Raw genomic sequence first — 12,375 nt, 5'->3', positions numbered from 1 at the left:
ATGAAAACAAGAACGCTCGGCGCCCAATTGCTTGTGCCTGAAGTGGGTTACGGCTGCATGGGTTTAAGTGGTATTTACGGCCCGGTCGATGACGAAGCCTCGATTCGACTGATCCACGAAGTTGTCGACCTGGGCGTTACCTTGCTGGATTCGTCCGATGCCTATGGCAATGGTCACAACGAAACCGTGGTGGGTCGCGCGCTGTCTGGCATCCGAGACCGCGTGACCCTGGTCACCAAGTTCGGCCAAATCCGAAAGCCCGAGGGCACCACCATTTGCGGCACGCCTGAATACGTCAAGCAGGCCTGCGAAGCTTCACTCAAAAGGCTCAACGTCGATTGCATTGACTTGTATTTCCAACACCGCGTGGACAAAACCGTTCCAATAGAGGAGACCGTTGGCGCGATGGCCGATTTGGTCAAAGCAGGCAAGGTCCGCTACTTGGGCTTGTCAGAGGTCTCTGTCGCCAACTTGAGAAAAGCACATCGTGTGCACCCCATCACGGCAGTTCAGTCTGAGTTGTCGATTTGGAGTCGGCAAGACGAACGCGATATCTTGCCTGCATGCCATGAACTGGGCATTGGTTACTTGGCCTACAGCCCTTTGGGGCGTGGCTTTTTAACCGGAACGGTCACCACCACCGAGAACTTGGATGACAAAGACACCCGCAAAAATCATCCCAGGTTCAATGCGGAAAACATCAAGAAAAACGCCCACATCGCGCAGTCTGTACAAGCGATGGCGGCTCAAAAAGGCGTGACAGCTGCACAGTTGGCAATTGCGTGGGTCTTGAGCAAAGGCCAAGACATCGTCCCCATCCCGGGCACGAAAAGCATCCAACGCGTCAAAGAAAACATCGCAGCTGCAGACCTTGTGTTGACTTCATCGGACATCGCCGCTTTAGACAGCATCGCGCCCATCGGCGCCACCCAAGGTGAACGATATCCTGCGATGAACTTGAATCACATTGACCGCTGACCTAAAGATCTCAAGACCCCAAGCCTGCCAAGCCGCGCGGTGGCGCCGCGTACCCACGCAAGTCAGATTGCACTGGTAACAATGGGGTATCTCAGAGGTTCGCCAACATATTCTTCATGTTGAGGGGCAGTTGCCTCACCCGAATGCCCAATGCATCGTGAACCGCGTTCCCTATGGCAGCTGCGGTGGGGCCTTGGGTGGCTTCACCCGCGCCAACAGACGGTTCGTTGGGCTGATCGATCAGCCCAACCGTCACCACCGGCGCTTCGGAGAACATCAAAATGGGATAGTCTTCCCAACTGCGCGTGGTGATGGCTTGGCGGTTGAACTTCAGTTCCTCTTTCAAGGTCCAACTGCAGCTTTGAACAGCACCACCTTCAAGCTGACTTTTCACGCCATCGGGGTTGATGATCAGGCCAACGTCGGCAGCCACCGAAATGTCGGTCACGCGCACCGACGTGCCCGCCAAGATACGCACCGCAACAGCGCACCATGCGCCTGTGTTTTTGTAACGGGCATAGGCAAAGCCTCGGCCTACACCTTCCACATCTTCTGACCGGTCGTGCCACCAAGGTGCTTGATCGATCGCGAGTCGAATCACGGCCAAAGCCCTCGGATCGCTCAAGTGCCTGATCCTAAAGTCGACCGGGTCTTGTTTCAGCGAGTGGGCCAACTCGTCCATGAAACACTCGATGGCCCACACGTTGGTGAATCCGCCCAGGGCACGAATGGCCGATGTGCGGATGGGCATTTCTAGCAAGCGGTTGTAAACGACCTTGTAGTCCGGCAAGTCGTACAAGGGCAGCGCGTTACGGTCCCCGCCGCCGCCTGCCGACATCGGCGGATCCAGCGACACGGGGGTGGTGAAAGGCCGGGCCAATTCAGCCGCAGCAACAAAAGCCAAATTACCGGGCTCAGAGCGCCCGGGGCGCGAGGTGTAGCCATTCGACCAAATGGTCTGAGTCCAATTGTGGATGGCACCGTCCGGCGCCAAGTTGGCCTCCAACTTCACGAGGTGCGCCGAGCCCGACGGCCCACAGCTCAATTCAGCGGCGCGCGACCACAGCAAACGCACCGGGCGACCTTGCGCATGTCTTGCCAGCAGGGCTGCGTCAAACGCCACGTCATCGGCTGGGTTATGGCCGTAGCAGCCAGCCCCTTCCACATGGTGGATCACCACTTCGGGGATCGCGTCTTCAGAAAATTCACGGCGCAGGTACACCTCGATGTCAGATTTGAGGTTGTAAATCCCCTGGCTGTGCGACCAAATTTCTAACGTGTTGTCGCGCCATTGCGCCAGCGCACAGGACGGCCCGATCGAGGCATGCGCAATGTAGGGGCGCTGGTACCAAGATTCGACATGTTTCAAATGGCTGGGGGGCGCGTCTTTGGCTTGCACTTCACCCACGATGCGCTGTTCGCTCGGGGCTGAAGTCAAGAACGTCTGGAGGTCATCACAATCGGGCAACGATGCTGGCATGTGCCATGTGACCCGAGTGTCGAGATGGGCGATGGATGCCACGGCCTGTTCCTCACGCTTGGCCAGCACACCGATGAAGGAGCCGTCGCGGATGAGCTCAACCTCAGGAAACCGCAGGCGAAACCCCGCCTCATCCACCGTGTCAATGCGACCGGCGCGGTTGGGCGCTCGCAAGATACGGCAATGCAGCATGCCTTCCACCACCAGGTCTTGAATGAAGCTGGCGCCGCCAAACAGTTTTTTCTCCAAATCCAGTCGCGGCACGGGCGTGCCCACGTAGCGCATACCGCCAGGGGTGGGTTGACGCGGATGCTGCACCACGGGCGTCGCGGATTGATCGTCAAGCTGCAAGTCCCAATAGCTCATGACCTGAGGCGTGGCACTGGAGCGCAAGACACCCTGTTGAACCGTGACGGACGAGGGTGTTGCTTGAGTAGCGGCACAAAAGCGCTCAATGGCGATGGCCTTGAGGGTCGCGCAAGCCATGCGGACCGCTTCGCCCGAGTGTTCAATCGAAAAGCTGCCAGAGGTCACCCCCTCGTCGGGGCTGTCTTGCGTGTTGATTGGCCGTTGAATCATTTGGTGAAGATCTACTTGGAGCTCTTCGGCCGCTATTTGAGCCAAGGCTGTGGAGATACCTTGCCCAAAGTCGACTTTGCCCACACTCAAAGTCACCTGGTTGGGTTGGCTGAAATCGAGCCAATGGCCAATGGTGGGGTTTTTGTCCAGGCTGTTTTTGGCGAAGCCACGCGCGAGGATGACGGGTTTCATACAGCGTGCGCCTTTGCAAGCGCGGTCATCACGGCTTTGATGATGCGGGGTTGACTGCCGCAGCGGCACAAGTGATGGTCAAGCGCGGCGCGGACATCGTCTTCGGTCCAATGTTTTCCGCTGTCCACCAAAGCCACAGATCGCATCAAAATACCGCTGAGACAAAAACCACATTGACCCGGTTGCTCGGCAAGTATGGCGGCTTGTACGGGGTGGGGCTGCGCCACAGTGCCCACACCTTCGGGCGTGGTCACCTGTTTGCCCTCAAGTGCGCCAAAAGGCAAGTCGCAACTGGTGGTGGGTACGCCATCCACCAAGACGGTGCAAGCACCGCAATGGCCATCTCCACAACCCATCCGAACGCCCTTGAGGTCAAGGTCATTGCGAAGTGCAAACACCGCGAACGCGTTGGGTGGGTAATCGCAGCTGCGCGGCACACCGTTGATCGTCAAATCCATGTCACTGCCCTTGTTCACTTTTGGAGAGGATCTCGTTGAGAGTTGAATCCATGCTTGCCCGCATGATATTCGGACACCCCCGCACCTCTTACCTTGGATTAGCCTCTAGGTGACAGGCCATTTCACAAGGTCTGTTGAAATACAAGCCTTGTTCGAATGCAAGACAAGCTCGCAGCAGACCGCCGCATGTGAGCGAGACATTGTGCGCACTTGCGCGACCAACCAAGAAGGGTTTCCAACATGCTTCAACCGATCGATGGAATTGTCACAACCCGTGTGTCCAACGTGCTCTATCTGACGATAGATCGGCCTGCGGACATGAACCGTCTCAGCCCCGACTTGGTCGAGCATGTGGGACATCGATTGGCAGCCTTGCGCGACGATCAAGAGATCCATGTGCTGGTCATCACAGGTAGCGGCGACGACTTTTTTTCCATGGGATTGCTCAACCCAGCCATTCGCGCAAGCTTGTCCAAAGACGATGTGATGCGCCTGGTCCGCAAAGCCAATGCGGTGTTCGACGCATTGGAGGCTTTGCCGCAAATCACGATCGCCGCCATCAACGGAAAAATCATGGCCGGTGCCGTTGAGCTGAGCCTGGCGTGTGACCTGCGCTATGCGGTCTCGCACGCCACCCTGCAAATGCCCGAAGCCTCATGGGGCGGTTTTCCGGGCGCGGGTGCACCGGTTCGTTTGCCCCAACTCGTTGGCAAGGCGCGTGCGCTGGAACTGATCTGCACAGCCAGGGAAGTTGACAGTGCCGAGATGAGTCAACTCGGACTCATACAGGGCCTATACCCTCAAGCCACCTTCCGTGACGAAGTGGCAAAGACGGCACACACCATTGCCAACCATGGTCCTTTGGCCACACGTGGCGCCAAGCGCATCATGGCAATGCGCCAAGAGCCCGGTACCCGCGCCGCACGCGAACTGTCGGATGCATTGCGCCATGCCTTGGAGTGGAGTCAAGATGTCGACGAGGGTATGGCAGCGCACAAAGCCAACAGAAAACCAAACTTCATCGGGCGCTAGTCATTGCGAGACGTTGAGCTTGGCGTCCTTGATCACCTTGCCCCACTTGTCATGCTCCGAGCGGATCAATGCGCCAAATTCGTCGGGCGTGCTGCTGGATAAATCGACCGCTTGATCCGCGAGTCGCTTGACCAGTTCGGGGTCCTTCAAAACTTTAGCGAGCTCCGCATTCAGGCGCGCCACCACGGCAGGCGGTGTTCCGGTTGGCGCGAGCAAGCCCATCCAAGCGCCAGCGTCAAGTTGTGGGTAGCTTGCTTCGGCCAGGGTGGGTACGTTGGGTAGCGCCAAAGAGCGACGCTTGCCGCTCACAGCCAGGGGTTTGATTTTTCCACTTTGCACCAGTGGAACACCAGCGCCTGCCGCAAAGACGATCAATTGCACTTGTTCGCCCATCAGGGCCGACAGGGCTGGGGCGCCGCCTTTGAATGGGATATGCAGCATGTCCATGTTGGCCAGCAGCTTCAACTGCTCGGCGGCCAGGTGGCCCGAGCTGCCAGCCCCCACCGTGGCGTAGGAGATGGTTCCTGGCTTGCTCTTGGCCACTTGGATCAAACCATGGATGTCGTTGGCAGGAAATGACAGGTGGGTGGCCAACAGCAAAGGAATGCTGCCAATGAATGAAATCGGCACCAAGTCTTTGAAGGTGTCGTAACGCAATTCTGATTTGTAAATGTGCGGGTTGACGGCATGCGAATCAAACGCCACCAGCAGCGTGTGCCCATCAGGTGCTGACTTGGCCACAAAGTCAGCGGCAATGGTGCCACCTGCACCGCTGCGATTTTCAATCAACACCGGTTGACCCAGTAACTCAGAGAGTTTGGGGCCGATTTGACGCGCCGTCACATCCACAACCCCTCCGGGTGCGAATGGGACCACCATGCGAATGGGCTTGTTGGGAAACGCTTGCGCAGCAACGCCCTGAGCCAATACAACAGAGAGCAGTGCCCCCAACCAACGACATGCCCTGAGGCTGATCCATGCGTGATTCAAAAAATTCCCCGGTAACGACTGATGAAATATAGGTTTGAAGTCATGTCTACCCATGCTCAGTCAATTTGTGCGCCTGTTGCTTTGACAACCTTTCCCCATTTCTCGACCTCGTCTCTGATTAAGGCTGCGTACTCCGATGGGGTGCTGGTGATGGGGTCTGCGCCTTGTTCGCTGAGGTATTTGCTCATGGCGGGTTCACGGACAATTTTCACCAGCGCTGCGTTGAGCTTGTTCACAAGCGCTGGCGACATTTGGGGGGGCCCAACCAACCCAAAATAACCAGAGGCTTCATAGCCTGACAAACCCGCCTCGCTGATGGTCGGGACATCGGGCAGGGCAGGAATGCGTTGCTTGGTGCTCACGCCCAAGGCTTTGACTTTGCCTGTTTTGACGTTTTGGACGGCCGACGGTGCCGTGGCCAACGAGACCTGAACGTGTCCAGCGATCAAGTCGGTCATTGCCTGTGGCCCCCCCTTGTATGGCACATGCAGCATGGAGGTGCTGCTCATCATTTTGAACAATTCGGTAGACAGGTGGGGTTGGCTGCCGTTGCCCGCAGAGCTGTAGCTCACGGGGTTGGAGGTGGTCTTGAGGTAGCTGATCAGCTCTCGCACATTGTTGGCCGGTACCGATGGATGCACCACCAAAACCTGTGCGGTTTCTGCCACCATGGTGATGGGGGTGAAATCTTTCACTGGGTCGTAGGTCATCTTCGGGTAGAGCGAGGCATTGATGCTGTGGGCCGTAGAAGCCATCAACAAGGTGTAGCCGTCAGGCGCCGAACGTACGGCAAAGTCTGCGCCGATATTGGCGCCACCACCTGGACGGTTGTCGACCACCACAGGTTGTTTCCACTCTTCAGAGAGTTTTTGTGCCACTGCACGGGTGATGATGTCGGTGGTGCCGCCCGCCGGAAAAGGAACCACGATGCGTATGGGTTTGCTCGGGTAATCCTGCGCCTGCAAGGAGGGCAGGCACAACACGGTGGCCAGGGCTGCTAAGACGTGACGTAGCTTCATTTCAAACTCCAGAGTGTTGGCTTAAGCCTGATGAAAAAGTCGACCTGCTTGAGGAATGACGCGGCGATCGCCAATGCTTCGCAAGGTGCCCCACATCGAAGCCTGGTTGCTGGTGACCACGGGGACGGAGGTTTCTTGTTCCAATTCTTCAATCAATGCCAAGGTGCGAAAGTTGGAGCAGCTGATGAACAAGGCCTCAGTTTCATCACGCATGACCTCATGGGCCAGAGCTTTGATGGTCGGTGCCGAAATACTCCCATGGGCTTGCGTCCCCAGGCCTTTGATCGCAAGCACCTCAAAGCCCGCTTGCTCCAGGTACAACTTGACCCGTTCGTTCAGCCAAGGCTCATACGGTGAGGCCACGCTGATTTTGCGAGCCGAGAGTGCCTTGAGTGCGCCAGCGATGGACGATGCCGAGGTGACGCACGCAATGCCGGTCAGGGCTTGAAGCTCTTGGGCTTGTGCCAAATCTTCTTCGGGGGTTTTTAAAAAACCGCTGGCCGTGCAACCGTGACAGATGGCCTGCACTTTGGCGTGCGACAACAAAGTGGCCGCATCGGGGGCCTGGGTGCTGAGCCACAACAGGCTTTTTTCAGAATCGTCCGTGTGTTTGATGCGTTGCGAATGTATCGAAGTGCTGGGGCCTGCCATGCGTTGAAATTCGTATTCCATCACCGTGTTCCACGACGGAACAATGATGCCCAATTTGGTTTGCCAATTCAAAACTTTGATCCTTGAAGTTGTTTGAATACAGACGTACTCATTGCAGATGCCTCAACACGCAAAGCATTATTTGTGGGGGCCTGCGAATCAGTCATCAGGTGATACCCGCGTCAAAATCATTGGCTTGTTGCGTCATGTCTCGCTGCACCTTGTTGCGCAGGTGCTGGATGGTCTTGTCATTTACGTGATGCATGGAGGCCGCTATGATGAATTTCGTTTTCCCTCTGAAGGACTTCAAGATGACGCAAAGCGTGGCTGTTGATTCGGTTCGATCGTGTGCACAGGCCTTGGTCAAAGTCATAGACCGCTATGAGCTGGACCTCGATGCACAGAAATTGCGTGAAGGTTTATTGACCGCCACTAGGCCGCTGGTCGAAAGAGCGGACCTGTTGTCTCTTGGTGTCAAGCGGCAGGCCAATCACATCGACAACTCCCGGTATCTTTTTTACGACGGCCAAATTTGTTTAACGCTCGACGAATTCCCTAAGGACAAACAGATACCTGCACACGACCACGGCATCTGGGAGGCTCTGGTCGTCTGTGCAGGAAGCTTGCAACACACGGTATACCAGCGCGTCGACGATGCACAGATTTCTGGCGTTGCGCGGTTGGAGGTGGTGGAAGATGTGGTGATGGTCCCAGGAGAAATCACCATGGTTGTGCCGCCCGGCGACATCCACAGTTTCAAGGCGTTGTCCGATCAGACCTACGTCATCACGGTGGTGGGAGGCGAGTACGCACCCAAGCGGCACTACTACAACACCAGCGACAACACTTACATGGTTCGCACACCCAAGGCGCTCAAAGAGAGCGGCCTGTTGTGAACCCTAGACGCGGGCTGTTGCCAGAATCCATGGCTGGCAAGGGCCCAATTTCTTGATCTGTCAAACAGGGTTGACGCGATGAACATTGAACCGCTGAAGAAAAGACTCGAGCGCCAGGGCTATGTCCTCAATGGTTATGTGTCGATGGCCAGTCCCTATTCAGCGGAGTTGTACGCGCTGCAAGGGTGGGACGCCGTCACGATTGACATGGAGCACGGCTCCATCGGTTTCGATTCCGCCGTTGCTATTTTGCAGGCGGTGAAGGCCAGTGGCGTGGTGCCCATGGTTCGAATTCCAGCGGTAGACCCTGCGTTGATTGGCATGTTGCTGGATGCCGGTGCGATGGGCATCACCTGCGCCATGATCAACACGGCCAAAGACGCCAGCGACCTGGTGTCTGCCTGTCAATACCCGCCTCATGGTCAGCGTAGCTTGAGCCGTCTCTCACGTGCAGCCCTGGTTTATGGCCACAGCTACAACCTGAGCGCCAATGAAAATATCAACATTTACGCCATGGTTGAAACCAAGATGGGTATGGACAACTTGAATGCAATTGCTGCGGTACCGGGTCTGAACGGCATTTATTTTGGGTCTGTGGATTACGCCATGTCTGTGCGGGGGGAGTTCCCACCGATGGGGGGCGGCAACCCCGAAGTCCAAGCCCTGATCCATCAAGGAACCATGGCCATTGCGCAGGCTTGCCGTGAAAACCATTTGGTGGCGGGCATGAATGCCACCAGTCCACAAGTCGCGGGGGCTTTGATGGAACAAGGCTTTCGATTCATCACCTTGTCCTCAGACGCCAGAGCCATGATGGTTCAATCCAAGACTTGGGTTGACGACACCCGTGCGTTGGCTCGCGGAATTGGTTGAAGCACTCAGTTTTCTGCAAAGGGGAGACACATGTTGATTCGCAAGTTATGGGTCCAAGCTTCGGTGGTCGGGTTGTGGGCCGTCGGTGGTTTCATCACATCGGCACATGCAGAGTTTCCAGATCGGCCTGTGCAAATGATTGTTCCCGTCCCGACCGGGGGCGGAACCGACTCGATGGCGCGGCAAGTCGCCAAAATGCTGTCGCAACTGTGGGGGCAGCCTGTGGTGGTTGACAACAAGGCAGGTGCAGCCGGCATCATTGGTGCACAAGCCGTCATGAAAATGCCACCCGACGGGTACACCTTGCTCATGAGCCATGACGGGGTGATCACCGCCACGTCCTTGTTGTTCAAGCGGCCAGACTTTGATCCCATCAAACAACTGGCACCAATTTCTCAATTGGCCAGCTTGCCCCATGTGGTCAGTGTCAATCCCAATGTGCCCGCCAAGAACATTCAGGAGTTGGTGTCTTTGATGCGGTCTAAAGCCGAGAAAAAAGAGTCTTTTGGTTTTGCCACCTCTGCCTTGGGAAGCGCCGACCACCTGGCTGGAGAGCAGTTCAAGCAGTCCTTGGGTTTGCAGATGTTGGTGGTGCCCTACAAAAGTACAGTCCCCGCCATGACCGATGTGGTGGCGGGCCACGTGCCGTTTGGTTTTTTTGCTATCTCAGCGGCATTGCCCATGGTTAAAAATGGCAATTTGCGTCCGATCGCCATCACCTCTGCCAAGCGTTCAAAGTTGCTGCCACAAGTGCCTACCGTGAGCGAGACCATACCTGGCTTTGAAACCTATTCATGGTTTGGACTATGGGCACCCGCTGGCACGCCCGCCAAAATCACTGAAAAAATAAGTGCGGATATCAAACAGATTTTTGCCACACCAGAGATGAATGCATTCTTGGCAAGCAACGGTTTTGATTTGGCGATTTCAACGCCAACAGAGTTTGCAGAATTCATCCGCAAAGAAGCCGCAAAAACAGCGGGTTTGATTCAGTTCGCCAACATCAAAATTGAGTGACGCCAACTCGCATGAAAAAACTCTTTCTTCCTCTGCTTGCGTGCTTGTGCTTGGCACCTGTGGTCGTTCCAGCGCAAGACTGGCCCAGCAAACCCATTCGACTGATCGTGCCTTTTCCTGCCGGCGGCCCCACCGACATGGTTGGGCGAGAAGCCGCCAACATCTTGCGTGAAGAATTCAAGCAAACAGTGATTGTGGAAAACAGGCCCGGTGGCAATGGGACCTTGGGCCATGCTGTGTTGGCCAAGTCGCCCGCCGATGGCTACACCCTGGGTCTGTTGGTCATCACGGTAGCCATCGCCCCGCATTTGGGCAATGCCCCTTTTGACACCTTCAAAGACTTTGCGCCTATCAGCAACATGGTGTCCATGACACCCATCGTCATCGCCAACAACCAGGCCCCATTCAGCACCTTGGCCGAGTTGACCCGCTACGCCAAAGCCAATCCAGACAAGTTGGCCTATGGCACGCCGGGCGTGGGCACGGTGCCCCATCTCGCGGCTGAGTTGTTTCAGTTGCAGTCGGGCACCAAGCTCAACCATGTGCCATACAAAGGTGCCACGCAGCAAATACAAGACCTGATCGGTGGGTCGACACTGCTTGACTTTCAAAGCTCATTGGTTGTGGCGATGCCGCAGTTCAAAGCCGAGCGGATCAAGGCCTTGGCCGTGTTGTCGGACACGCGCGCGGCTCAACTGCCCAACGTGCCCACCGCCAAAGAGTCGGGTTACCCAGAGTTGGTCGTCGCGCCATGGTTTGGCCTGGGCGCGCCGGCTGGCACACCCGCTGAGATTGTTCACAAAGTGCAAGCGGCCATTTACAAGGGGCTCAACACCCATGACGTGCAAGACCGTTTTGCAGCCATCGGTGCGTCGGTTCATCCCAACAAATCGCCGGCTGAGTTTTCTGCTTACATCAAGTCAGAGCATGAGCGCTGGGGCAAGGTGATCAAGGCGGCCAACGTCAAAGCCGAGTGATTGGAGTTCTGGGCTCTTGGCCACCAACGCATCAGCCCCGAGGCGTTGCAACAGCTGTTGGAAATTTCCAGTGAGTGAGAGGATGACAAGCCCGCCACTGTGAAATTCGACACCCACCATGTCTACATGCAGTTTTTAGGGCACACGATGAAGCACGCCGACCATGCGAACGTGCCTCAGCTTTCGCTGAACAAACAACACTTGTTGGAGCTTGTTTGCACATGGTCTGGGTGAACCCATGAGTCGCGCATGTTGCATTTTTAAGTTGGCGTAAACGCTAGTGCCCAACATTTCATTTATGCAAATAATGATTGGGTTTATTCAGCGAGAAAAAAATGAAGCTTTTGTCTTTTTTAAATCAAGGTCGAGAAACTTGGGGTGCAGTTGTTGGGGAGGGGGTCGTGGATTTGGGAAAGGTGTTTCCCCAGTACGCCACATTGGCTGACTACATCGGATCTGGCGCCTACCTGAACGCAGCCAAAGATGTTGTGGGACACGCGGCTGACATCAAGCTCAGCGAGGTGGTGTATTTGCCAGTGATCCCACGGCCTGAAAAAATCATTTGCGCCGTTCGAAACTACATGGACCATCACCAAGAAGTTTTGGCAGCGGGCATGCACCGGGAATTGTCTGAAGAGCCCCCGATCTTTTTGCGCGTGTGGCGTTCGCAATGTGCGCACAACCAACCGATTGTGCGACCCCGTGTGTCCGAGTCCCTCGATTGGGAGGGCGAGTTGGCCGTCATCATCGGCAAAGGTGGCCGTGACATTCCAGAAAGCGAAGCCTTCGCGCATGTGGCCGGGTACTCTTGCTACAACGACGGCAGTGTGCGTGAGTGGCAATTCCACGCCAAGCAAATTGCGTCGGGCAAGAACTTTGAATCCACCGGTGGGTTTGGCCCCTGGATGGTGACCGCCGATGAGATTGCACCCGATCGGCAGCTCAAATTAGAAGTGCGTTTGAATGGTGAAGTGGTGCAGTCAAGCCACACCGGCCACATGATTTTTGGCATTGCCAAGATGATCAGTTATGCCTCCACCATCTTCACCTTGACCCCAGGCGATGTGATTGCCACGGGCACCCCGGCTGGGGTGGGTTGGAGCCGCAAGCCACCGCGCTTCATGAAGCATGGCGATGTGTGCGAAGTTGAGATCGAGGCCGTGGGTACTTTGCGCAACCCGATCGTTGATCAAACCTGATTCTGGTACTGCGCACAGAACCCCGAAGCACGAA

Annotated in this window: 12 protein-coding genes; 7 read left to right on the top strand and 5 right to left on the bottom strand. The window is 56.1% G+C overall.

The features are described from left to right. Positions 1 to 978 carry an aldo/keto reductase gene (locus ACKWJN_RS09105; protein ID WP_408596194.1) on the top strand — a complete coding sequence of 326 codons (978 nt, stop codon included), beginning with the start codon at positions 1 to 3 and terminating at the stop codon, positions 976 to 978. A 91-nt stretch (positions 979 to 1,069) separates the two neighbouring features. Here the strand turns inward: ACKWJN_RS09105 and ACKWJN_RS09100 are convergent, their stop codons facing one another. Together ACKWJN_RS09100 and ACKWJN_RS09095 are read right to left on the bottom strand one after the other, a co-directional pair. Further along, the gene (locus tag ACKWJN_RS09100; RefSeq protein WP_408596192.1) at positions 1,070 to 3,229 is read right to left on the bottom strand and encodes a molybdopterin cofactor-binding domain-containing protein; all 2,160 of its coding nucleotides are present in this window, start codon (positions 3,227 to 3,229) and stop codon (positions 1,070 to 1,072) included. Then, positions 3,226 to 3,687, bottom strand: coding sequence for a (2Fe-2S)-binding protein (locus tag ACKWJN_RS09095; RefSeq protein ID WP_408596191.1), 462 nt, complete (start codon positions 3,685 to 3,687; stop codon positions 3,226 to 3,228). The genes ACKWJN_RS09100 and ACKWJN_RS09095 overlap by 4 nt, the downstream gene beginning before the upstream one ends. Positions 3,688 to 3,927: 240 nt before the next feature. On the opposite strand from ACKWJN_RS09095, the gene ACKWJN_RS09090 reads away from it, so the two are divergent. Beyond that, complete coding sequence (locus tag ACKWJN_RS09090; protein WP_408596189.1) at positions 3,928 to 4,719, top strand: enoyl-CoA hydratase/isomerase family protein; 792 nt, start codon at positions 3,928 to 3,930, stop codon at positions 4,717 to 4,719. On the opposite strand, the gene ACKWJN_RS09085 is transcribed toward ACKWJN_RS09090, so the two are convergent. From ACKWJN_RS09085 to ACKWJN_RS09075, 3 genes are read right to left on the bottom strand one after another with little or no spacing between them, the layout of a single operon-like run. Then, positions 4,720 to 5,709, bottom strand: a complete 990-nt coding sequence (locus ACKWJN_RS09085) for a tripartite tricarboxylate transporter substrate binding protein (protein WP_408596187.1) — start codon at positions 5,707 to 5,709, stop codon at positions 4,720 to 4,722. Positions 5,710 to 5,765: 56 nt separating this feature from the next. After that, positions 5,766 to 6,728: a Bug family tripartite tricarboxylate transporter substrate binding protein gene (locus ACKWJN_RS09080; protein WP_408596185.1), complete on the bottom strand. Its 963-nt coding sequence runs from the start codon at positions 6,726 to 6,728 to the stop codon at positions 5,766 to 5,768. Between the two features lie 21 nt (positions 6,729 to 6,749). Then, complete coding sequence (locus ACKWJN_RS09075) at positions 6,750 to 7,451, bottom strand: maleate cis-trans isomerase (protein WP_408596183.1); 702 nt, start codon at positions 7,449 to 7,451, stop codon at positions 6,750 to 6,752. 206 nt (positions 7,452 to 7,657) lie between these two features. Between ACKWJN_RS09075 and ACKWJN_RS09070 the strand changes: the two genes are divergently transcribed. The 5 genes from ACKWJN_RS09070 to ACKWJN_RS09050 all read left to right on the top strand — a co-directional run bounded on the left by ACKWJN_RS09070 (position 7,658) and on the right by ACKWJN_RS09050 (position 12,341). Beyond that, complete coding sequence (locus ACKWJN_RS09070) at positions 7,658 to 8,275, top strand: hypothetical protein (RefSeq protein ID WP_408596181.1); 618 nt, start codon at positions 7,658 to 7,660, stop codon at positions 8,273 to 8,275. Positions 8,276 to 8,353: 78 nt separating this feature from the next. Next, positions 8,354 to 9,148, top strand: a complete 795-nt coding sequence (locus ACKWJN_RS09065) for an HpcH/HpaI aldolase family protein (protein ID WP_408596179.1) — start codon at positions 8,354 to 8,356, stop codon at positions 9,146 to 9,148. 30 nt (positions 9,149 to 9,178) lie between these two features. Beyond that, on the top strand, positions 9,179 to 10,165 hold the full coding sequence (locus ACKWJN_RS09060; RefSeq protein ID WP_408596177.1) for a Bug family tripartite tricarboxylate transporter substrate binding protein: 987 nt from the start codon (positions 9,179 to 9,181) through the stop codon (positions 10,163 to 10,165). Between the two features lie 11 nt (positions 10,166 to 10,176). Next, complete coding sequence (locus ACKWJN_RS09055) at positions 10,177 to 11,142, top strand: Bug family tripartite tricarboxylate transporter substrate binding protein (protein ID WP_408596175.1); 966 nt, start codon at positions 10,177 to 10,179, stop codon at positions 11,140 to 11,142. A gap of 335 nt (positions 11,143 to 11,477) precedes the next feature. Beyond that, complete coding sequence (locus ACKWJN_RS09050) at positions 11,478 to 12,341, top strand: fumarylacetoacetate hydrolase family protein (RefSeq protein WP_408596174.1); 864 nt, start codon at positions 11,478 to 11,480, stop codon at positions 12,339 to 12,341. Positions 12,342 to 12,375 lie beyond the last annotated feature (34 nt).

It is taken from the genome of Limnohabitans sp., from assembly GCF_046052825.1.
In the GTDB taxonomy this organism is placed as follows: domain Bacteria; phylum Pseudomonadota; class Gammaproteobacteria; order Burkholderiales; family Burkholderiaceae_C; genus Limnohabitans.
Note: the sequence above shows the minus strand (reverse complement) of the source record. Positions and strands in the feature narration are given on the sequence as shown.